The sequence below is a fragment of the Bacteroides ovatus genome (genome assembly GCF_001314995.1).
Taxonomy (GTDB): Bacteria; Bacteroidota; Bacteroidia; order Bacteroidales; family Bacteroidaceae; genus Bacteroides; species Bacteroides ovatus.
The window spans coordinates 4,118,436-4,141,368 of the sequence record NZ_CP012938.1 but is presented as its reverse complement, the minus strand read 5'-3'; the positions used below and the strand labels follow the sequence as shown (position 1 = coordinate 4,141,368).

At 39.9% G+C, this 22,933-nt stretch carries 14 protein-coding genes; 8 read left to right on the top strand and 6 right to left on the bottom strand.

Annotated features, from left to right (window positions below):
* Nucleotides 1-22: 22 nt before the first annotated feature.
* The 3 genes from Bovatus_RS15915 to Bovatus_RS15905 form a co-directional block, all read right to left on the bottom strand.
* On the bottom strand, nucleotides 23-1,225 hold the full coding sequence (locus tag Bovatus_RS15915) for a TlpA family protein disulfide reductase (RefSeq protein WP_052587931.1): 1,203 nt from the start codon (nucleotides 1,223-1,225) through the stop codon (nucleotides 23-25).
* Between the two features lie 64 nt (nucleotides 1,226-1,289).
* Entirely contained in the window at nucleotides 1,290-2,633 is a 1,344-nt protein-coding gene (lpdA, locus tag Bovatus_RS15910) for a dihydrolipoyl dehydrogenase (protein ID WP_004298839.1), read from the bottom strand.
* Between the two features lie 13 nt (nucleotides 2,634-2,646).
* Entirely contained in the window at nucleotides 2,647-3,057 is a 411-nt protein-coding gene (locus Bovatus_RS15905) for a PH domain-containing protein (RefSeq protein WP_004298836.1), read from the bottom strand.
* Nucleotides 3,058-3,163: 106 nt separating this feature from the next.
* On the opposite strand from Bovatus_RS15905, the gene nadB reads away from it, so the two are divergent.
* The 8 genes from nadB (at nucleotide 3,164) to Bovatus_RS15865 (ending at nucleotide 19,629) form a co-directional block, all read left to right on the top strand.
* Nucleotides 3,164-4,735, top strand: coding sequence for an L-aspartate oxidase (nadB, locus tag Bovatus_RS15900; protein WP_004298834.1), 1,572 nt, complete (start codon nucleotides 3,164-3,166; stop codon nucleotides 4,733-4,735).
* Nucleotides 4,736-5,099: 364 nt separating this feature from the next.
* Nucleotides 5,100-6,158, top strand: a complete 1,059-nt coding sequence (locus Bovatus_RS15895) for a glycoside hydrolase family 130 protein (protein WP_004298831.1) — start codon at nucleotides 5,100-5,102, stop codon at nucleotides 6,156-6,158.
* Nucleotides 6,158-7,420, top strand: coding sequence for an MFS transporter (locus Bovatus_RS15890; RefSeq protein WP_004298829.1), 1,263 nt, complete (start codon nucleotides 6,158-6,160; stop codon nucleotides 7,418-7,420). Before Bovatus_RS15895 ends, Bovatus_RS15890 begins: the two co-directional genes overlap by 1 nt.
* Nucleotides 7,404-9,137 (top strand): hypothetical protein, encoded by a 1,734-nt coding sequence (locus Bovatus_RS15885; RefSeq protein ID WP_004298826.1) that lies wholly within the window; start codon nucleotides 7,404-7,406, stop codon nucleotides 9,135-9,137. Before Bovatus_RS15890 ends, Bovatus_RS15885 begins: the two co-directional genes overlap by 17 nt.
* A gap of 17 nt (nucleotides 9,138-9,154) precedes the next feature.
* Entirely contained in the window at nucleotides 9,155-12,220 is a 3,066-nt protein-coding gene (locus Bovatus_RS15880; RefSeq protein WP_004298825.1) for a SusC/RagA family TonB-linked outer membrane protein, read from the top strand.
* Nucleotides 12,221-12,244: 24 nt separating this feature from the next.
* Entirely contained in the window at nucleotides 12,245-13,798 is a 1,554-nt protein-coding gene (locus Bovatus_RS15875) for a RagB/SusD family nutrient uptake outer membrane protein (RefSeq protein WP_004298823.1), read from the top strand.
* A 59-nt stretch (nucleotides 13,799-13,857) separates the two neighbouring features.
* A complete protein-coding gene (locus tag Bovatus_RS15870) occupies nucleotides 13,858-15,561 on the top strand; it encodes a hypothetical protein (RefSeq protein ID WP_004298820.1) in 1,704 nt (567 codons plus the stop codon).
* 114 nt (nucleotides 15,562-15,675) lie between these two features.
* The gene (locus tag Bovatus_RS15865) at nucleotides 15,676-19,629 is read left to right on the top strand and encodes a hybrid sensor histidine kinase/response regulator transcription factor (protein ID WP_004298818.1); all 3,954 of its coding nucleotides are present in this window, start codon (nucleotides 15,676-15,678) and stop codon (nucleotides 19,627-19,629) included.
* Nucleotides 19,630-19,829: 200 nt separating this feature from the next.
* On the opposite strand, the gene Bovatus_RS15860 is transcribed toward Bovatus_RS15865, so the two are convergent.
* From Bovatus_RS15860 to Bovatus_RS15850, 3 genes are read right to left on the bottom strand one after another with little or no spacing between them, the layout of a single operon-like run.
* Nucleotides 19,830-20,669, bottom strand: a complete 840-nt coding sequence (locus Bovatus_RS15860; RefSeq protein WP_004298816.1) for a DNA-methyltransferase — start codon at nucleotides 20,667-20,669, stop codon at nucleotides 19,830-19,832.
* Between the two features lie 9 nt (nucleotides 20,670-20,678).
* Nucleotides 20,679-21,992 (bottom strand): type II restriction enzyme, encoded by a 1,314-nt coding sequence (locus Bovatus_RS15855; protein ID WP_004298814.1) that lies wholly within the window; start codon nucleotides 21,990-21,992, stop codon nucleotides 20,679-20,681.
* The gene (locus Bovatus_RS15850) at nucleotides 21,985-22,830 is read right to left on the bottom strand and encodes a DNA adenine methylase (protein WP_004298811.1); all 846 of its coding nucleotides are present in this window, start codon (nucleotides 22,828-22,830) and stop codon (nucleotides 21,985-21,987) included. Before Bovatus_RS15850 ends, Bovatus_RS15855 begins: the two co-directional genes overlap by 8 nt.
* Nucleotides 22,831-22,933: the final 103 nt, after the last annotated feature.

Genomic DNA, 22,933 nt, shown 5'->3' with positions numbered 1-22,933 from the left:
TGATAGTATCTTACCTCTATATCTATTTCAAGTTTTTCTCTACCTGTCCAAAAAGCGAACCGGAGCCATAGCCGGACCATACATCCTGAATTTTTCCATCAGGGGCAATCAATACATAATGAGGGATACCCCGTACCTGATAGTTTAGGGCAAGACCGGTGCGTCCTTTACGAAGTTCGTTCCACTGGTTACCGCCCATTCCTTTCGTCTTGATATACTCTTTCCAACGTGCTTTCGGGTCCTCACTAATACTAATTACAGTCATTTTATCCTTATACAGATCCATCACCTTCTCCATTTCGGGTATCGACTCCACGCAAGGACCACACCCGCTACTCCAGAAATCGAGTAAGATGAATTTTCCTTTGAATTCGGAAATATGACGGAGAGAATCATTCGCATCATACAAGTCTCCATCCACCATCATATCTCCAACTCCTACGGTAGTGGGAGGATAAACATAGGCTGTAATCTCCTGTCCGTCATCTGTTTGTTTATCGGATTCGGACATTCGAGCATAGAGGTTTTTCACCTCTTCTTTATAAGGCATGATGGTTTTATATTTCATCATGGAAGCAAAAAACAATAATCTATCCATCCACACCGGGGAGACGGGAGCTTCTTCCATGTATTCCATTTCCTTTTTCCAGATTTCCTGCTGCAACGGCATTGACAGTTTCCGGATAGAATCTATTTTGGCCCAGGCCTGACTTTCAAACTCCCGGTCGCCCGGATGGTCTATGAACATCATCCGTTGCCAGTCATATTCCGCTGCCATGTATTGCATCAGTTCTTTCTGTTGAGCCATCGTACAAGCCGTAAAGCGGTTTTCTTCCTGCTGTTCCGGCACATCGCTTACTACTTCCCATGTTTTCACTAGTTTGTCCTGTCCCTTGATTTCGATGTATTCTCCCGGTGCGATCCACACTTCCAGCCATGTACCCGGGAAGCCCCGATTATCAGACATTATCAGCATTTTCCGTGTGGTAGAAACCGTGTCGCGAAAAGAGAACTGTCCATTCATAAGCGTATCTCTCAAGACACAGTTAAGAATATTTCCGTCTTCTTCATACAGGCCGATCACAATGCTGTCGGGAAGATTGGCCAATTCGCCCTGAATCAAATATTCATTGGCGGCAACTGACGCTTTACGATTAAATGTACAATGACACATCACCATACAAACTATTGCCAATAAGACCGGAGTGATTATATATTTTCTCATCATATATTTGATTTTATCAGTAAGATACCCACATCAATGAACGATCGCAGATATCAGAATCCGTTTATAACACTTCCCGGAAAATCTCTCCTACCGTAGGATGTGGGAAAACAATCTTTTTCCATTGCGCTGCCGTCAATCCGAGCTCAATGGCAGTGCCCGCAAGAGTGATAATCTCCGAAGCCGGATTGCCCAATACATGAGCGCCAATCACCCGCTGCTGTTCATCCAGCAATACTTTGCAGACTCCGTTCACGCCTTCATTCTCCGCCACAAAACGGCCGGAGTAAGCCATCGGAAGTTTGATAACCTGATAATTGATTCCTTTCGTTGAGGCCGACTCCTCCGTTTCACCCACTCCGGCAATCTCCGGATTGGTATAGACTACGCCCGGAATAGCCCGATAACTCATGGCATCTTCCTTTCCCAAGATGGAATGTACGGCAACTTCCGCTTCACGAACAGCCGTATGGGCGAGCAAAGAGAATCCTGTCAGGTCACCACAAACATACACGTCCGGCACAGAAGTCTGCATCTTTTCATTAACTCTGATAGCACCACGCTCCGTCTGCTCCAAATTCAGGTTTTCGAGCCCGAAACCTTTCGTCACAGGACGGCGACCGACGCTCATCAACAGCTTTTCTGCAATGACACTGCCGTTTCCCTCCGCGTTCTCATAAGAAACAACAGCCCCTTCTCCCGTTTGCGACAAGTCGACCACTTTCGTACCAAGCAGGAATTTAATACCTCGTTTTGCATATTCCGCACGGAGCAAAGCGGAAAGCTCTTTATCCATTCCACCCAGGATTTCGTCCATCATCTCAACCACCGCCACTTGTACTCCCAAACTGTTGAAGAACGATGCAAACTCCATCCCGATCACTCCGCCACCTACAATAGCCAGAGAGGCCGGCAATTCTTTACTGTCCAAAGCATCCCTGTGCGTCCAGTAGTTCACCGCATCCACTCCCGGAATAGGGGGAATGAAAGTTTCCGAGCCTGTACAAAGTATCAGGTTCTCCCCTTCGTAAATTTCCTCCCCGCAGCGAACCGTATTTTTATCAATGATCTGCGCTTCTCCCGATACGATTGTAACATTGTTGGCAGTCAGCTTCGCTTTCACTCCCAGCACCAGTTTACGCACTACCTTACTCTTACGAGCTATTATCTTAGGCAAATCGAAAGAGACTTCCGGGATATTGACTGCATACTTTGATGCATGTTTTGCACTGTCATAAGTCTTTGCCGAATACAGCAACGTTTTCGTAGGAATACAGCCTTCATTCAGGCAGACGCCACCCAGACTATTCTTTTCGATAAGCAATACGCTCAAACCGCCTTTACCAGCAGCTTCGGCAGCCGTATATCCCGCAGGACCGCCACCGATGATAATCACTTGATATTTCATAGTATATAATCAGTTACTCTTTTATCTTCTTTTCAAACATTCTCTTTTCGAGTAGTTCTGCAAATTCCTGTTCCTTGACAGGCATCACCGAAACAAACTTCCCTTTTCCGTATTCTATCAAGATATAATCCGTCACCGAGAAACTACCGAACTTCATGGAATGGTATTTCCTGACTGTGGTGATTTCGGAAAGCGGAATAACCTTCTTACGAATAAAACGGCCGCGTGAAACCTCCAGGTTACCGTCTGTAGTCAACGTATAAGTAGTATGTATAATCTGTTCGATCACTACAATCAGCATCAGCATAAACAGTACCGCTACCAAGATATATTTGCACCACAATGCGCCAACAGCATTTACAGTAAGCACCACCAACAGGAAATATTGGTACCAGGCGATGCGGGCATGAAAAATTCGATTCATTTTGTCAGATTTTTGCCTGCAAGGTAGCAATTTTATGAATTAGTGACAACGAAAAGTACAACGAAGTAACTTATTTTGTAGCTTTGCGGTGAGAAATAACAAGATTATGGTAAGAAAATTCGATTTCCTCGTTATCGGTTCCGGAATTGCCGGTATGAGTTTTGCGCTGAAAGTGGCGCACAAAGGTAAAGTTGCTCTTATCTGTAAAAGCGGGCTGGAAGAAGCCAATACGTACTTCGCCCAGGGAGGTGTAGCCTCCGTCACCAACCTTCTGGTGGATAATTTCGACAAGCACATTGAAGACACAATGATTGCCGGCGACTGGATCAGTAACCGTGCCGCAGTAGAAAAAGTAGTGCGCGAAGCTCCCGCACAAATTGAAGAACTGATTAAGTGGGGAGTGGATTTTGACAAGAACGAGAAAGGCGAATTTGACTTGCACCGCGAAGGCGGACACTCGGAGTTCCGTATTCTTCACCATAAAGATAATACGGGAGCGGAAATTCAGGACAGTCTGATTAAAGCCGTACAACGCCATCCGAATATCACGGTCATCGAAAACCAGTTTGCCATTGAAATCCTGACACAGCATCATTTGGGTGTAACCGTAACCCGCCAGACACCGGACATCAAATGTTATGGTGCTTATATCCTCGATCCGAAAACGGGAAAAGTAGATACCTATCTTGCTAAAGTGACGCTAATGGCTACCGGTGGAGTAGGAGCCGTTTATAAAACAACCACTAACCCGCTAGTCGCTACCGGAGACGGTATCGCCATGGTTTACCGTGCCAAAGGTACGGTGAAGGATATGGAGTTTGTACAATTCCACCCTACCGCCCTGTATCATCCGGGAGACCGCCCTTCTTTCCTGATAACAGAAGCGATGCGCGGCTACGGAGGCGTACTGCGTACAATGGACGGCAAAGAGTTCATGCAGAAATATGATCCCCGTCTTTCACTCGCTCCCCGTGACATCGTGGCACGCGCCATCGACAACGAGATGAAGAACCGTGGAGACGACCATGTATATCTGGACGTCACCCACAAAGATCCCGAAGAAACAAAGAAACACTTCCCCAATATCTACGAGAAATGTCTTAGCCTGGGCATCGACATCACGAAAGATTATATCCCGGTAGCCCCGGCCGCCCATTATCTCTGCGGAGGTATCCTTGTCGACCTGGACGGACAATCTTCCATCGAACGTCTTTATGCCGTGGGAGAATGTTCCTGCACAGGATTGCATGGAGGCAATCGTCTGGCTTCCAACTCACTGATAGAAGCAGTCGTATATGCCGACGCTGCCGCCAAGCACAGTCTACAAGTGGTCGATCAGTATTCTTATAATGAAGATATTCCCGAATGGAATGACGAAGGAACCCGTTCGCCGGAAGAAATGGTGCTCATTACGCAAAGTATGAAGGAAGTGAACCAGATTATGAGTACGTATGTAGGTATTGTCCGCAGCGACCTCCGTCTGAAACGTGCTTGGGACAGACTCGATATTATCTACGAAGAGACTGAAAGCCTGTTCAAACGTAGCGTAGCGTCCAGAGAAATCTGCGAATTGCGTAATATGGTGAATGTGGGTTATCTGATTATGCGCCAAGCAATGGAGCGTAAGGAAAGCCGCGGATTACATTATACGATAGATTATCCGCACGTGAAGAAATAGGATTTACAGTATTATTCTTATTAAAAAGAAAAAACAAGAGGCTTCCTCAAATTATATTTTTGAGTTTGGCCTCTTATTTTTTTATCTTTATATGTTTCTTTTGCACTCCTCAAAGAAACTATACTATACACTTATGAGAATATAATACACTTCAACGAAGTGCACATCCATCTATAAATCAAGCTTTTAAATAGTACAGCATATAAATACGAATATCTCTGCCTCTTCTAAAATCATTCCCTAATATCATCCTCTTAAAAACATGTTCTTGAGCATGTGTACACCTCTTTGAGAATATAGTAAACGCTTTCCTGTCTTTCATCTCATACTTTTGTTCACAGAAATAATCACTAATCGAAATATTATGGATATAGCTAAAAGATGTGAGCAGAACCCCCTACTGGCTCCAAAAGATTTAAAAGCGGGAATCAACGGAATGGAAATTACATGTTTGTTAAATCCCGGAGTTTTCAAATATCAAGGCAAAATTTGGTTACTTTTGCGCGTCGCAGAGAGACCTATACAGAAAGAAGGAATTATCAGTTTTCCTATATATAATGAAAAAGGAAAAATAGAAGTGGTTTCGTTTTTAAAGAATGATCCCGATTTAGATGCTTCAGACCCACGCGTTATCGGTTACAAAGGAAAGAATTATCTGACTACGATGTCTTACTTACGATTGGTTTCAAGTACCGACGGTATTCACTTCAAAGATGAACCGGAATTTCCACCTATTTTCGGAAAAGGAGAGCTGGAAGCATTCGGCATTGAGGATTGCCGTGTTGCAACAACCGAAGATGGTTTTTACCTTACTTTCACAGAAGTATCGTCGGTAGCTGTAGGGGTTGGACTGATTCACACCAATGATTGGAAAAACTATACACGGCATGGAATGATATTCCCACCGCATAATAAAGATTGTGCATTGTTCGAACAGAAGATAGGTGACAAGTATTTCGCTCTTCATCGCCCGAGCAGTCCCGAACTTGGCGGCAATTATATATGGTTGGCAGAATCGCCCGACCGCTTGCATTGGGGAAACCACAAATGTGTGGCAACCACTCGTGACGGAATGTGGGATTGCGCACGTGTAGGGGCAGGGGCAGCTCCAATAAAGACAGAAGAAGGCTGGCTGGAGATTTATCATGGAGCCGATTTTAATCACCGTTATTGCTTGGGGGCTTTATTACTCGATTTAAATGACCCGTCGAAAGTCATTGCAAGAAGCGAAGAACCTATCATGGAACCTATCGCCGCTTATGAGCAAACAGGTTTCTTCGGAAATGTAGTTTTCACTAATGGGCATTTAGTGGACGGCGATACGATAACCATGTATTATGGAGCAAGCGATGAAGTGATTTGTAAGGCAGAGCTTTCCATTTCAGAGATATTAAACGTATTAAAACAGACACAAGAGAAGTAATGAATAAACTGAAAAAAGAATATCTGTTCTTTAAGCAACAGGAACCTAACATGAGAACACTGTTGGTTACCAATATGCTTTATGCATTGGTACTACCGATAGTAGAAATCTTTGTGGGAGCCTATATCATGAGAAACACGAGTGACCCCGTGATGGTTGCTTTTTATCAGCTGGCAATGTATATAGGCATCATTACTACCTCTCTTGTTAACGGTTATCTGCTAAAGAAATACAGTGTGAAGACACTTTATTCGGTAGGAATCCTGGTAAGTGGCATTTCCATGTTCGGTATGATGACTATCAAGTCACTTGGCTTCGTCGAACTTGGTCTGGCCGGCTTTTTAATGGGAGCAGCTTCTGGTTTCTTCTGGACCAACCGATACCTACTGGCTCTCTATAATACCAACGACAACAGCCGTAACTATTTCTTCGGACTAGAGTCTTTCTTCTTTTCTATTACCTCCATCGGTGTTCCTTTAATTATAGGCGCATTTATCAGCCAGATAGATGGAAAAGAAGTTTTCGGATTCCTCTTCAATATCAATACCTCTTACTGTGTAGTTACGATGGCAGCAGTAGTCATTACCGTTATCGCCTGCATGACACTGTGGAAAGGTAAATTCGAGAACCCCAAAGAAACGAACTTCCTCTATTTCCGCTTCAACATACTTTGGAAAAAGATGCTTTGGCTAGCCGGATTGAAAGGAATGGTTCAAGGTTTTTTAGTAACGGCACCGGCTATATTAGTATTGAAGCTGGTAGGAGATGAAGGAGCGTTAGGATTGATTCAGGGAGTTAGCGGGGCACTGACTGCTGTCCTGGTGTATGTATTAGGACGTATGGCCCGCCCGCAAGACCGTTTGAAAATATTTGTAGGAGGACTAATCGTATTCTTTGTCGGTACACTATTCAACGGTATTCTCTTCTCTGCTACAGGAGTGATCCTTTTCGTCCTTTGCAAAGTGATATTCCAGCCTTTGTTCGACCTGGCTTACTTCCCCATTATGATGAGAACAATTGATGCAGTTGCAAAGATTGAGAATAGAAACGAATATGCATATATCCTAAGCCATGAGTTCGGCCTTTTCCTTGGAAGAGCTTTCGGTTTACTACTGTTTATCTTCCTTGCTTATTGTGTATCGCAGGATTTTGCATTGAAATATGCGCTGGTGATTGTTGCCGGATTACAATTAGCGGCATATCCTTTAGCTAAGAATATTACTAATCAAACTGATACTATTGAACATGAAAATGACAAGTAAAGGTGTTTTTGTACTTATGACCGTTTGTCTCCTGGCATCTTGCTCGGGCAACGAAAATAACTTTGGTGAAAAGGTAAAGCAGGTTTCCATCCATAGGGTAGACTCTATGCCTGATATGCCTGAAACTTATAAAATGCTGGACTGGAAGCAAAAAGCCCAAAAGTATGACCAGTTTATCTTTGACTGGAATAATAAAAGCGAAGTCGGACCATTAATCTGGTTAGATGACGCCCGCAGAAATATGGACCAGACTACATTTGGCTTATATACTGCCATTAAAGATATTCGTCAGGGAAAAAATGCCAATAACGGAGAGTTCCATGAAAGTCTGAACTCATTGGCAGCTATTCTTGGTGCCGGCCTTGTAGGGATTGACAAGACGAATCAAGACGGATATAACTATGTAAAAATGGTGCAGAATTATTTCAACTCTGATAACGGCTGGAATATAGTCATGAACAATACGACTCCGTCAGTAGCCCTTTTAGGAGGAGGCTATGGCCGCGACTGGTGGTATGATGTATTACCCAATGCCTTATATTATGCTATTTGCGATGTTTTCCCCAATGTAGACGGGGCAGAGAAGATACAAAAAAGTATTGCGGAGCAGTTTGTTAAAGCAGATTCTGTATTGAATGGAAATTACGACTATTCTTATTTTGACTATGCACAAATGAAAGGAATGGTTAATAATATTCCATTGCAACAAGACGCCGCCGGTGGGCATGCTTATGTATTGTTGTGTGCTTATCATAAGTTTGGTGATCCACGTTATCTGCAACATAGTAAAAGTGCCATCGAAGCCCTGCTTGCCCAAAAAGAAAGCCGTTTTTACGAGGCCCTTTTACCACTCGGAGTTTATACGGCAGCCTATTTGAATGCAGTAGAAGGAGCCAACTATGATGTAGCCAAACTTCTTGATTGGGTATTTGACGGATGTAAAAGCCCTACAGGAAGAACCGGTTGGGGAATTATTGTAGGAAAATGGGGTGACTATGATGTAAGTGGTCTGCAAGGAAGTATCACAGACGGCGGAGGATATGCATTCCTCATGAACAGTATCAAACCTGCCTGGCCTTTCATTCCGATGGTGAAATATCAGCCTCAATATGCAAAAGCTATCGGCAAGTGGATGTTGAACAATGCAAGTGCATGTCGTTTGTTCTATCCGGGGGAAATAGATGAAACACATCAATGGGCTCCTGAATTGAAGGACATTACTTATGATAATGTTTCTTATGAAGGTTTACGAAAAACGGATGACTATGGAAAAGCATCATTAAAAGGGGTTAATCCGGTTGCAATCGGCGATGGTCCCAAATGGATAAAAGGTAATCCGACGGAGAGCATGTTCAGCGTTTACAGTTCTTCTCCTGTTGGTATTTTAGGGGCCATTGTTTGTCAAACGAATGTGGAGGGTATCCTCCGGCTGGATTGTAATGTCACAGACTTCTATACAGAGAAACCTTATCCGGTCTATCTCTATTATAACCCTCATAAAGAGACCAAAACCATTACTTATCAAGCTACCCAACCATGCGATTTGTTTGATATTGTTGCCAAAGAATATATAGCAAAAAATATAAAGACAAATGGCTCCGTTGAGATCCCGGCCAACGACGCAAGAGTAATTGTGGAACTTCCCGCCGGAACAGAATTAGAACTGAAAGATGGTAAGATTATTGCGAATAAACAAAATATCATTTCATATAATTAAATCTAAGTGTATAAACTATGAGTAAGCATTTATTATTCATTCTTATTCTTGCTGTTTGCACAAATGTCTTTGCACAGCAAACCAAGAGTATTTCGGGTGTGGTATACGACAGTAATACCGGAGAGGCTTTAATTGGAGTTTCTGTTCTTGAAGTGGGAACGACCAATGGTACTATCACTGATTTTGACGGTAAATATACATTAAAAGTATCGTCAAATAAAGTTTCATTCTCGTATGTAGGTTTTAAAACAGAAATTGTAAACGTAACAAATAGCGGAACGTACAATGTAAATCTAGTGTCCGATAATGAATTGGATGAGGTTGTAGTTATTGGTTACGGTACTCAAAGAAAGAGTGACCTTACCGGTGCTTTGGCTTCTATAAGTAGTAAGGATATTAAGAACTATGCAGTATCCAATGCATCCGAACTACTTACAGGTAAGGCAGCCGGCGTATTTGTTGCCGCCAGTTCCGGCCAGCCAGGATCGGATGCAGTGATCCGCGTGAGAGGTTTAGGGACCGTCAATGACAACAACCCATTGTACGTGGTTGATGGACAGTTCATGGATAACATCAGCAGCCTGAATCCATCTGATATTGAACGTATGGAAGTATTAAAAGATGCTTCAGCCTGCGCTATCTATGGTTCGAGAGGTTCTAATGGAGTAATCCTCATTACTACCAAGGGAGGGGTGAAAGGTGAAACGACTGTAACATTGGATGCTTATGTAGGTGTAAAAAACAGTTATAAAGCATTGAACATGATGAACAGCGACCAATACTACAACTTCATCATGAAAGCGTATGAAAATGATGCAAGCTTTCAAAACTCAATGAAGGATAAGTTTACCAATCAGTATCAGAAAGGTTATAATACCAACTGGTGGAATGAAGTAACCCGTACAGCTTTCAACCAGAACTATAATCTAAGCATCCGTAAGGGGACAGATAATTCGAGATCTTCTTTAAGTTTAGGATATGTAGACGATCAGGGTGCAATCATCACTACTGAATTCAAGAGACTTTCACTTAAAGCGAATCTTGAATATGATATTAACAAATTTATCACTGTTGGCGCCAATGTCAATCTGGCAAAGATAAGAAAACGTGACGCAGGAGCAATTCCTTCATTCGATTTCATTCAAAAAGCTGATCCTTTTACCCCTGTTATCAGCCCGTTGGTAGATCCGTCTTCTGAAAATTACGAATATAACAAATATGCGCCTACCGAGTGGTCTTACGACCCTAATCCGGTAGCCATGCTCGAACTTCCTAATAGATACAATGACATATTCAATGTATTTGGTAATGTGTTTGCCCAAATCAAATTGTATAAAGGATTGAGCTATCGGGTACAGTATAGCTTCGAAAGATACCATGATACTTTCAAAGACTTCCGCCCTGTCTATTCGTCTACTTTTTCGGAAGATAACTTAGCGAATCAGGAAAGTAAATATAATAAAGAAACTCAATTGAATAATAATAGCGCTGTTACTTCTAATTATCAAGTGGAACAACGCCTTAACTACAACACGACAATAGGCAGGCATAAACTGGATGCAATGGTTGCCATGACTTATGAGAAGAACAGCAGCGAAGGCATTAATGCATTTAAGAGAAAGGCTTTAGGTAACGATGAAATCTATCAGATACTTGATGCACAAACAGCCGGAGATAACACCTCGGGAGGTAAAGAAACATCTTCTATGTTGTCATACCTGGGACGTATCAACTATGTATATGATGATAGATACCTTGCTACAGTCAATTTCCGTGCCGACGGTTCTTCAAGATTTGCCAAACGTAACCGTTGGGGCTATTTCCCATCAGTCTCATTAGGTTGGAGAGTGAGCAATGAAGAATTCTTTAAGAACCTGAACATTGAAAATACAATTTCCAATTTAAAACTGCGTGTAGGTTGGGGACAGAATGGTAACCAACGAATCGACAGAGACGCACCTCTTACGTTGATTGGTACCAATAATGAAAATCAATGGTACTTTGGAAACGGGTACTCACAAGGTTACGTTCCGACTTATGTGGGAAATGCAGATATTAAATGGGAAACCAGCCAGCAAACCAATGTCGGTTTAGATATGTCTTTCTTTAAAAACAGCCTTGATGTAAGTATGGACTTTTATGTAAAGAAAACAAGTGACATGTTGCTGAATATGCCTATTCCTTCTTTTGGCGCCTTCCCTAACAGCCCCTTCTTTAATGCGGGAGACTTGAAGAATACCGGTTTTGAAATAGTAGTCAACTACCGTAACCAGATAGGAAAAGACTTTAATTACAATGTAGGGCTGAACATGTCTACTTATAAGACAGAGGTAACCAAACTTACATCGGAATATTTGAGTGGAAATACTAGCCGTACGTATGTAGGAGGTCCTATCGGACGTTTCTGGGGGTACAAACAAATAGGAATATTCCAGAATCAGGAAGAGATAGACAATTATGTGGATAAGAATGGTACCAAGATTCAGCCTAATGCACAACCGGGTGATTTTAAGTTTGCCAAATTAGGAGAATCAGGCGAATTGAATGATGATGATGACCGTACTTTTATCGGTGATCCTAATCCGGACCTCATTTATGGTTTCAACTTAGGATTCAGTTATAAGAACTTTGATGTAAGTATGGCATTCCAGGGAACTATTGGAAATGACATCTGGAACGTTGCTAAAGGAAGCCTTGCTTCAGCAGGACGCCAGAATGCGTTGGCGGATGCTTACACAAAAGCATGGACAAAAGACGGGGATTTGGATGCTGTATATCCACGCATAACCAACTCTGACTCTAACAATAATATGAGAGGTTCTTCTTTCTATGTGGAGAACGGTTCTTACCTGCGTTTGCAGAATATGCAAATAGGTTATACACTGCCGAGTCACATTTGCCAGAAGAGCAAACTGTTTTCAAGTTGTAGATTCTATGTGAGCGGTCAGAATATATTTACTTTAACCGGTTATTCCGGACTTGATCCGGAACTGGGTATCAATAACCCATTGGATATGGGAGTGGATACTACACGTTATCCGTCTTCACGTACATTCACTTTTGGAGTTAATTTGCAATTTTAAATCTAGCTAAAAAGACATTACATTATGAGAAAAATATTATTTATAATATGCTGGGCTCTTGCCGGAGTGGGGTTGTATAGCTGCTCTCTCGACGAACCAAGTTATGGTAAAACCACAAGCGATAATTATTATCAGAAGGAAAGCGATATTGAACAAGCCTTGACAGGAGCTTATCTTCAATTACGTACAACTTGGAATGAATATGCATTAAATCATTATTTTGTGGGTGATTGCAGCACTGATGATGCTCTAAAAGGAGGAGGAAATGACGGTGACCGTGCCGAAGTACGCGACTTGTCCGACTTTACGATCTACACAACCAATGGTGAAGTAGGACGTCGTTGGGAGATTCTGTACAGATTAATCAATCGCTGTAACGATGTGATTTATTATGCTCCTGATGCAATAGGAAACGAAGAACTATTGAAACGTTATGCAAACGAGGCAAAAGCATTGAGAGCATTCGGGTACTATTGTCTGGTCACTACATTCGGAGAAGTGCCTCTAATCACTACGCCGATGCAACCCGCTGAAATACTGCAAATACCCCGCTCCCCATTGGAGAAGGTATATGAATGTATTGTGAATGATTTAACCGATGCCTCCGCACTTCCTGCAAAAGGAGATTACTCTGAAGATGATGCTTATCGTGTAACACGCGGCTTTGCAAAAACAATGCTTGCTAAAACATATATGTTCAAAGGTGATTTTACCTCTGCCGAAACGGTACTTCATGATATTATTGAAGTGGACAAAGACTATGCGTTGTTGAGTGATTACGGCATGAACTGGCGCACTGAATATGAAAACAGTTCGGAATCAGTATTTGAGATTGCCAACAAAGTATATGACAAAAACATAGCCACAGGTACCAATGTCCCTCACTTCTTCACAAGCAGACGCATCTCCGGTTATCAGGGATATGGATTTCACGTACCGACCCAAGATCTCCATGATGCCTTTGACGCAGATGACCCACGTATTACTTATGTATTCACACAAACTGGTGATAGATATAAAGGTGATACTGAAGCGCAGGACAATGCTGAATCTCCAAGCGGTTATCATGATTACAAGATGACTGTGCCAGCAGTAGAAAAAACTGGTTTCGACGTCTGGATGATTAGTTACAACATTCGTTTGATCCGTTATTCCGATGTTCTCTTGATGTATGCCGAAGTATTAAACGAAAATGGAAAACCAGGGCTTGCACTTCCTTACCTGAATGATGTAAGAGAAAGAGCCCGCAAAACTAATCCGATAGATCCGAGAAGAGATCAACAGGCGTATATTCCTGCTACAACAACTAATACACTGCCCGACATAACAGAAACCGACCAAGAGCGCCTGAAAGAAATCATCTGGAAGGAACGTCGTTGTGAATTGGCAATGGAAGGATGGAGACGGGATGACCTGATGAGACAAAAACGTTTCGGAACCGTTATGCGTGCTTATGCAACCAAATATAATACATCGAAAGGTGCCAATTTTAGGGACGACAGAGATTATCTGTTTCCGATACCGCAAGGTGAAAGGGATAAGAGCAACAATATTCTTTCCCAAAATCCGGGTTTTTAATATGAATAAAATGAGGGGGCGGATTTTATAATCCGCCCTTTTTTAACAACCAACTGACCATGAAAAAGACATTATTATTTCTCGTAGCAGGTTTTTTCTTTCTCAACAACCTGCCGGCACAAAAGCCGATAGAACAAAAAGAGATCCGCTTAGTACAGTATATGCCCAATATACCTTTCCCCTATAAAATGAAAAACTGGAAAGATATAACTACGAAGCAGGATAAACTATTTTACGATTTCAACGCCAAAGGACAGAACTTACCTCTTATCTGGTGGGACGACTCTCAAGTAAACTTTCCATTCCGCACTTTCGGACTTCCAAGCTACGTAGATAAAAGACGTTTAGGAGGAAACTCTTATGAGTCTCTTCCCACTATGGGATCACTCATTAGTGCAAGTCTGATAGGAGTAGACAAAAGCAATGATGACGGAAAAGATTATGTATCAATGATACGACAATTCTTCAACAAGAAGAATGGAACCAATCTTATATTGAACGGACTCGACAGGAAAGCCGGAGAAAGTTTCTGGTATGAAATATGGCCGGCAATGGCTTATTCGATGCTAGTAGATTTATATCCTCAAAAAACAGAGATGCAGGAGCCGATGAAGATCACTGTCGACAATTGGTATACTGCTATCCAGGACCTGAGTGAAGGTAGAGAATATCCGGACTTCAACTTCACCGCCTTCAACTTTAAGAACCGTAAAGGGTACCATAATAAAGTATGGCGTGAACCGGATGCAGCCGCAGGACTTGCTTGGTTGCAATACATCTCCTGGATTAAATACGGAGATAAAAAGTATCTGAATGCTACACGCCAATGCATGGCATTCTTGCAAAACCGTCCCCAGAAAGAAGGTACTTTCTATGAGATAATGATGCCCTATGGGGCTTATCTGGCAGTGCGCATGAATGCAGAACTTGGAACTGCTTATGATGAGCTGAAAATGCTGAACTGGTGCTTCGACGGTAATAATTCAGACCGTGACGGATGGGGAGTGATGTGTGAGCGTTGGAACAAATACGACGTACACGGATTGGTAGGACAAAAAAAGGATGAACAATATGCTTTTGCCATGAACACCTTTTCACAAGCTGCCGCACTTGTCCCAATTGTAAAATACAACCCGGCTTATGCTTCCACAATAGGCAAGTGGATGCTGAACCTGGCAAACGCCTGCCGCTTATTTTATGCAGACGAGCACCCCCGCAACCGTCAGTCAAGTTCTATCTGGGAAGGTGATCCTCAACACGTCATTTGTTATGAAGGATTGAGGAAGGATTTGTATCATGGCAATCACTTTGAACCGTTCCAGGGATTATTGTCCGATGAGGGTCCCTATGCTATTGGGGATCAAGTAAAAACCATGTCTTCAGCTACAGATATTTGCTTGTATGGCTCGGCCTGGGTGGGTATGCTAGCCTCTATTGTAGATACTACTAATGTGGAATGTATTCTTCAATTGGATTGTAATGCCACAGACTTTTATTCCACAAGAAAATATCCTACTTATCTTTTATTCAATCCTTATTTTGAAGCCAAAGAGGTAACTTTGAATCAACACTTTACGGAACCGACGGACTTGTACGATCTGGTATCCAAAAAATACATAAAGAAAAATTGTACCGGCGAAACAAGCATTATCCTGAACCCGGACAATGCCGTAACTATTGTTTGTATTCCTGCTTCCGCTAAAAAGACAAAGAAACATGGTAAATTGATTGTTGACGGTGAAATCGTAGATTATCGTTTGTAATTTTGACTATTCCACAATTGTATAAGTCCTCCGTTACCGATGAAAATATGCGCGGAATAAAATAAATTCCTTATATTTGCTATTATCCTAACCGTATAAATAACATTCATTTACATGAGAAACATCTTATACGCACAATTATTTTTTATTCTGATTATTGCATTTGTCACTTCCACAAAGTCTTATGCTTTTAATGTGGCAAAACACATATCAAATGTTAACGGACTGACAAATAATTCAGTAAACTGTATTTTGGAAGATGCAGAACATACAATCTGGATTGGGACATGGGATGGACTGAATGCATATAATGGAAGAGAAATTACGACATTCAGATATAGCAAAAACAATCCGAATTCTATAAGTAATAACGTTATCCGCCAGATTATCGAATGTAAGGGCAGTTTATGGATAGCAACAGATAATGGAATCAATCGGTTAGATAAACGAACCCGTCAGATAACAAGGTATTATTTAAGAACAGATAATAAAGTACCCAATCAGGAAAAGTCTTTTATTTTAGGAAAGAGTGCGGCAGGAGATATTATCTGCCTCATAAAGGGGCTGGGGTTCTTTGTCTACAATGATTCTGAAGATGAGTTTAATCCGATTAACACAGACTTTGCAAGTCATATAAAGGATTATTCCGTGAGTGATTCCGATCGTATGCTTTTCCTTTTAAATAATGGAAATACCGTGCATCTGACTTACAATCTACTCGTTAACGGAGGAAAACAGAGTGATTTACGCACAGTCGACATACAGACGCCTGTAGATAAGATATTTCTGTCGAAAGACAGATTTATCTTAAACAAAGACAACAAACTTTTCCTTTTAAATCCCGACTTTACAGTTTCCCAATGCATTGAGCTGGATAGTAGCAAACCTGTATCGCAGGTTATTTTAGCAGAGAACAAGATGTACGTCAGCTTTATAGAAGGGGGATGTATTCATTATGATTTAAAAAAGAATACTTTTACCTACCTGAACGAACTATCCAGTCAGTTATCAGTCTTCACTCTTTATTCCGGTAGTCAGAACATATTGTGGATAGGAACGGACGGACAAGGATTAATTCAACTTTATCATTACGACTCTTTATTTGAAACCGTTCACACCAGTCACCCTGTGAGATGTTTTTGTGAAGATGAAGATGGTAATATTCTGATAGGAACAAAAGGAAGCGGAATAAAACTGTTGAATCCTGCAACGAAAGAATTGACAGATTATCTGAATGAGAGTAAAGGATTGATTTCCAATTCTGTCTATGCCTTGAGGAGAAATAAAGCGAATGACATTTTTATCGGAACGGAAGGAACCGGAATCAATATATTGAATGCTGCTACGGGACGATTGGAAAAGCTAGAGATACCTGACAAATACCCGCCTTTCAAGGCTGTGTACAACATTTATTTTACGAACAATGATTCTCTTTTATGGGTGGGAACATCAGGATATGGTTTAATCAAAATAAATATTTCCAGAGAGCAAGGTCGTTATCACGTTAAAGGATTCAGGCAATATAATTCGTCGGATAAGAATATCTCATTGAATAACGATGTTGTTTATGCCATTACATCCGATCCGGAAAACAATATGTTATGGTTTGGCACACGTGGCGGAGGCTTGAACTGTATCAACATGAAAGATAACAGCATAAAATCATTGGAGGATATGGACAGTCGGATTTTACTGACCAATAATGATGTATTGTGCTTACTGCGTGATGATGCCAATATATGGATAGGAACAAGTTATGGACTGAACGAATTGAAAAAGGAGGAGAATGATTTTCGCCTGATACAATATGCCGACGAGAAATTGAATAATAAAACAATTCATGGAATATTAAAAGACCACGAAGAAAAGATATGGATCAGTACCAACCAGGGATTGTCTAGCCTGAATGTAAAAAACAATAAAATAGATAATTATACCTTGAATGACGGATTGCAGAATGATGAATTCTCGGATGGAGCTTTCTTCAAGGATCATCGTGATTTCTTGTACTTTGGAGGAGTAAGCGGGTTTAGTTATTTCAATCCTCGAAATATACATTTGCGCAAGTTTAATCCTCCACTTATATTAAGTAGTTTGAAGATATATAATACGGTACAGGACATTAATGAACGTATCAGAAAAGGAGTGTTAAAACTTAGCTATGAAGAAAGATTCATGACTTTCAATTTCATAGCCAAAGACTTTATTAATAATGAAAACTGTGAATATGCTTATCGCTTGAAAAACCACTCGGATGATTGGGTGGGGATGGGTAATAACCCGAATATTATCTTTACCCAACTTCCTCCGGGTGAGTACCAGCTTGAAGTGAAGAGCACGAATGGCGACAAAGTATGGGGAAATAACATTTATCGCTTAACTATAAAAGTAGGTTATCCGTGGTGGCTTAGTGTTCCTGCATTGATTATCTATGCCATATTGTGCATTATTATCTTCTACATCACAAAGTCTGTTATCAAAAATCGCATACGGTTAAGCCGCCAGGTTCTTATAGCCCAGGTAGAGAAACGGCATGAACAGAAGATTTATGAATCCCGGCTCAATTTCTTCACCAATGTGGCACATGAATTCTTTACCCCCCTAACTTTGATTTATACACCTGCACAGCACTTGTTGGAACAGGACGGTGTAGATGGTAGTACAAAGAAATATCTCCAAATAATAAAGAATAATGCCGAAAGGATGCAGAAGCTGATTAGTGAGTTGATGGAGTTTCGTAAAACTAAATCGAGCAATATGGATTTGCATCCTGAAAATGTGAACGTAAAATCATTGATGGAATATGCTTCCAACAATTATGTGGATATCCTGAAAGAGAATAAAATAGACTTCAAGGTAGAGACTCATGATACGTCAGAGATCTATTCCGACCGCAATGCTTTGGAAAAAATTATATTCAATTTACTGTCGAATGCGTTCAAATATACTCCTCGTTATGGATATATTCATGTTGAAATATCACAAAATGAGCCTGATAAAACCTTATACTTGCTCGTAAGAAATTCCGGCAAGGGGTTAACCGAGCAACAGATGGCAGAGATATTTGATAAGTATAAGATATTTGATACTCCCAAATTGGGTAACTCTGTAAGCAATGGCATAGGTTTAAATCTAACCAAGAGTCTGGTTGAATTATTAGGCGGGCAGATAAGTGTAAATAGTGAACTGGGAAAAAGTGTTGAATTTTCAGTCGTGATTCCTTCTCTACCATCCGATCATTCACTTGTTGTAACGGATGAAAAAGATTCGTTGCAGAAAGAAAAGAACGGGCAGGATCACTTATCCCCTCGCAAAGATACTGTCATACTGATAGTGGAAGATGAAAAGAATATCAGAGACCTGCTGAAAGATGTCCTCTTTGATTATGTGATACACGAAGCAAAAGACGGCGTGGAGGCTTTGAAAGAGATAGAACATAATCATCCTGATATTATTATAAGTGATATTGTCATGCCCAATATGGACGGCTTGAGCTTGATTAATAAATTGAAATCCGATTTGAAAACAAGTTATATTCCGATCATAGGAATATCGGCAAAGGCTTCTGTAGAAGACCAGATTAATGCCTTTAACCATGGTGCGGATGCTTATATCGTCAAACCATTTCACCCGAGGCAGGTGATATCCACCATAGAGAATCTGCTGTCGAGACAAATGCTTTTAAAGGACTATTTCAATTCCAGCATGTCTTCTGTGAAAGTGAAAGACGGGATTGTTCTTCATCCGGAAGACGAAGAGTTAATACAGAATGTAACAGACTTCATAAAGAATAATATAGATGATGAGTTATTAAGCCCTTCTTCTATTGCCGAATTTGTAGGAGTGAGCAAAGCTACCTTATATCGGAAGTTCAAAGAAATAATAGATAAGACTCCGAGTGAATTTGTACGAGGCATCAGACTGGAATATGCAGCCAAGTTATTAAGGACAACCAAGTTGACCGTATCCGAGATTATGTTTAAATGTGGATTCTCTAATAAATCTTATTTCTATCGGGAGTTTTTAAAGCAATACGGTGTATCTCCCAAAGATTACCGGAATCAATAGATAATACAAAAAAGGCTATCCGAAAAATAGGTAGGGATATTCCTAAAATAAGAAAATTTAAGGCAACTAACTCATTGCAAGTCAGTTGCCTTTTTTGTATCTTTAAGCAGGGATATTCAGTAAATGTACCTTTTCCATATAAGAACTATCCATCCTATTTATTTTTCTAATATTGTAAATTCAAGTATTTTACTTCAATTTTATTTATCTTCTAAAGAGATAGCATGAACATTAATGCTGTAAATCCTAGAAAGAAAATCTGCACGAACCTTAGGAAAATCCAAGTCTTTTCTCCGTAGAATACTAAGTTCAAGGTACTTTTGTTCAATATCAATACCAAGAAATCGACGTTTCAAAAGATTAGCCGTGACACCAGTAGTACTACTACCGGCAAAAGGATCTAATATCCATGCCCCAGGCCTAGTACTAGCTGCAATAACCCTAGCTAATAAATTTATCGGTTTTTGAGTAGGATGTTTACCGTGTATCTTTTCCCATCCCTCAATAGCAGACAAATTCCAAACATCTGTCATCTGATGATTAGCATTACTCATTTTCATAAAATCATAATTATAATAATGAGAAACATTATTATTTTTACGAGCCCAAATAATGTATTCTGCCGAGTATGTAAAATAACGACACGAGATATTAGGAGGAGGGTTAGTTTTCACCCACGTAATGCAGTTAAGAATTTTAAACCCAAGTTCAGTTAACTGATTAGCTACAGAAAAAATATTATGATAAGTCCCTGATATCCAAATTGTACCATTATCTTTAAGTTTGTCACGACAATCAGCAATCCATTTATAATTAAAATTATCAATGGATTCTTTGCCAAAACTACGATCCCAATCTCCTTTATCTACACAAACAATTTTACCAGATTGTACAGAAATCCCTCCATTCGAAAGAAAATAAGGAGGATCAGCAAAAATCATATCAAATTGAAAATCAAACTGTGACAAAAGTTGTCGACAATCGCCAAGTAAAAGAGTAAATGCTCCATCCGATGATTTATAATATGATTTTAAGGGCATTATACGAATTTATTCAGTACGTAAATTAAGTACCCAATTTATCCAACTAATCACTGTACTGGAACGGCGATAATATAAATTTTCAGACATGCGGTAAAGTTCGCAATGCCTCATGATATCTATTACCTCCTCTTTAGATGGGATATTAGCATTATCAATATAACTCTTCAATGTCTGTCTAAAAGGACTATGGCTAAGAATCAATTCTGCCACCCGAAGATGTCGGCTTCGCAATGGCAATTTAAAAATTTGTTTCCCTAAATTCGATAGTTTATAATTGTAGATACTCCCTTTTTTATACCGCTGAATTAAACCCAAATAAACACCTGCATTCGCATAATAATCTGACTGGCGCTCATCAAAACTATATATTTTTGCTATACCATATTTATTAAACGCTTTATTATCCGAATTCATAATTTCACAAAGGTTGATAATGCGTTCCAACGAATCTGCTTGTGGGAATTGAATTTGCGGTTCCTTGACAACTGGAATACGCTTTGGTATCTCAAGTATATCCTGTAAGGTTATCACATCGTTCTCAATACGATATTTTTTATATTGCACTCTCTTTAAGGAATTATAATTACCTATTTCTTCAAAAGCATATTCAAATAAATAATATGTACCATTACTATACAATAAAAATACAGGTCTGATAGGCTTAGTTATCTTATTAGTCCATAATCTAAAAGGATAGTAAAGTTGGCGTACCAAAAAATCTGTAGAAAGAGAACTTTTAGCTTCAATCAAACACAAAGAATTTGTTCCTTCATAACCTCCATCAATCTCTATCTGTGAGTTACTTACATCCACTAAAAGAGAAGTATCTTCACCTGACAAACAATTGACACTAAATGAGAAACTTCCAGCTCCCATTCGCCCATTTACCGTAGGCAACAAGGTCGGTTCATTCAAGAAATCCCTGAGAATATCCGAAACATATATGCTATTAATAGCCGTAGCCTCACTTGTGATATTATTAAAATCAATAGACTCAATAAATGCAGGTGAAGAAACAGGCATACTATCTGTACTATCAAAGACTTTCTCTCTATCAGATAATGCAAAATCATGATACAAGTCCATTGCACCAATAATATAGCTTCCTCGTGTAATTGGCAAAATAGACAAAGAATTATCTATAAATATCTGGGGTCTATTGACACTATGATCGTGTTTAGTCATCAAACGAGGCTCCCAAAATTCTTTAATTTGTTGTGCTGTTATAATATACTTTCCTTCATCTTTTATAGTTTGCAGAATAGGATATTTATTAAAAATTTTCGTCCAATTAGTGTCTATCTTACTTGCATTATTCATAATTTCTTATTAATACTTCAGAGACCTGTCCCCTCTTTTCAGCATCTGAATTGATGGATCGAATGGCCTTTATTTCAGTTATGTTATAGTTCTTATATAAATCAAGAATCAAATCAGTACATGAGTTTGATAAGAGAAACTTTGCCTTCTTTGCATGCAGCCAATCACAAACATTTCTCAACCGTTCTTGTTCTGTACGATCAAATCCTCCCTGAGTATATCCCGTAAATGAAGAACTGTTTGATAACGGATCATAAGGAGGATCGAGATAAACGAAATCACCTTTAGAAACGTTATGTAAAGCCTCCTCGAAATCACCATTCATTATTAAGACATTGGAATTATTCAAATATAAGGAGACAGCTTTTATAGTTATCTCATTGACTATATTAGGATTCTTATATCTACCAAAAGGAGTATTAAATTCCCCAGAGCTATTCACTCGAAATAAACCATTATAACAAGTTTTATTTAGAAATATAATTCGCGAAGCTCTTTCTATGTTTGTTAATGCCGAAAATTTCTCTCTATCTCTATCCAGACTCCGAATCTCATAAAAATAGTCTGCTTCATTTTTATGTTTTTTCAAATCCGCTATCAGTTCTAATGGATTTTCTTTTATTACAGTATAAAGGTTTATTAATTCAGCATTAAAATCATTGATAATGGCATTTTTTGGCTGTATATGAAAAAGTAACGCTCCTCCACCAATAAAAGGCTCGTAGTAAGTTGCAAATTTTGAAGGCAAATACTTTTCAATTTCTGAAAGTATCTGCCTCTTTCCTCCAACCCACTTTACAAAGGGAACTACAAGTTTATTAGTTCTTCTTGATGACATACAACTGCAATTTGTAGCAAAGATAGATAATCCATTTGAAACTTGGAGAGTTTTAATCTTTTTATTTCTGAATCGTATAATATGATTTCCATAGTAACATATA

Coding starts and splice junctions, on each gene's coding strand:
- Bovatus_RS15915 (WP_052587931.1), bottom strand. CDS start 1,225: ATGAGAAAATATATAATCACTCCGGTCTTATTGGCAATAGTTTGTATG.
- lpdA (WP_004298839.1), bottom strand. CDS start 2,633: ATGAAATATCAAGTGATTATCATCGGTGGCGGTCCTGCGGGATATACG.
- Bovatus_RS15905 (WP_004298836.1), bottom strand. CDS start 3,057: ATGAATCGAATTTTTCATGCCCGCATCGCCTGGTACCAATATTTCCTG.
- nadB (WP_004298834.1), top strand. CDS start 3,164: ATGGTAAGAAAATTCGATTTCCTCGTTATCGGTTCCGGAATTGCCGGT.
- Bovatus_RS15895 (WP_004298831.1), top strand. CDS start 5,100: ATGGATATAGCTAAAAGATGTGAGCAGAACCCCCTACTGGCTCCAAAA.
- Bovatus_RS15890 (WP_004298829.1), top strand. CDS start 6,158: ATGAATAAACTGAAAAAAGAATATCTGTTCTTTAAGCAACAGGAACCT.
- Bovatus_RS15885 (WP_004298826.1), top strand. CDS start 7,404: ATGAAAATGACAAGTAAAGGTGTTTTTGTACTTATGACCGTTTGTCTC.
- Bovatus_RS15880 (WP_004298825.1), top strand. CDS start 9,155: ATGAGTAAGCATTTATTATTCATTCTTATTCTTGCTGTTTGCACAAAT.
- Bovatus_RS15875 (WP_004298823.1), top strand. CDS start 12,245: ATGAGAAAAATATTATTTATAATATGCTGGGCTCTTGCCGGAGTGGGG.
- Bovatus_RS15870 (WP_004298820.1), top strand. CDS start 13,858: ATGAAAAAGACATTATTATTTCTCGTAGCAGGTTTTTTCTTTCTCAAC.
- Bovatus_RS15865 (WP_004298818.1), top strand. CDS start 15,676: ATGAGAAACATCTTATACGCACAATTATTTTTTATTCTGATTATTGCA.
- Bovatus_RS15860 (WP_004298816.1), bottom strand. CDS start 20,669: ATGCCCTTAAAATCATATTATAAATCATCGGATGGAGCATTTACTCTT.
- Bovatus_RS15855 (WP_004298814.1), bottom strand. CDS start 21,992: ATGAATAATGCAAGTAAGATAGACACTAATTGGACGAAAATTTTTAAT.
- Bovatus_RS15850 (WP_004298811.1), bottom strand. CDS start 22,830: ATGTCATCAAGAAGAACTAATAAACTTGTAGTTCCCTTTGTAAAGTGG.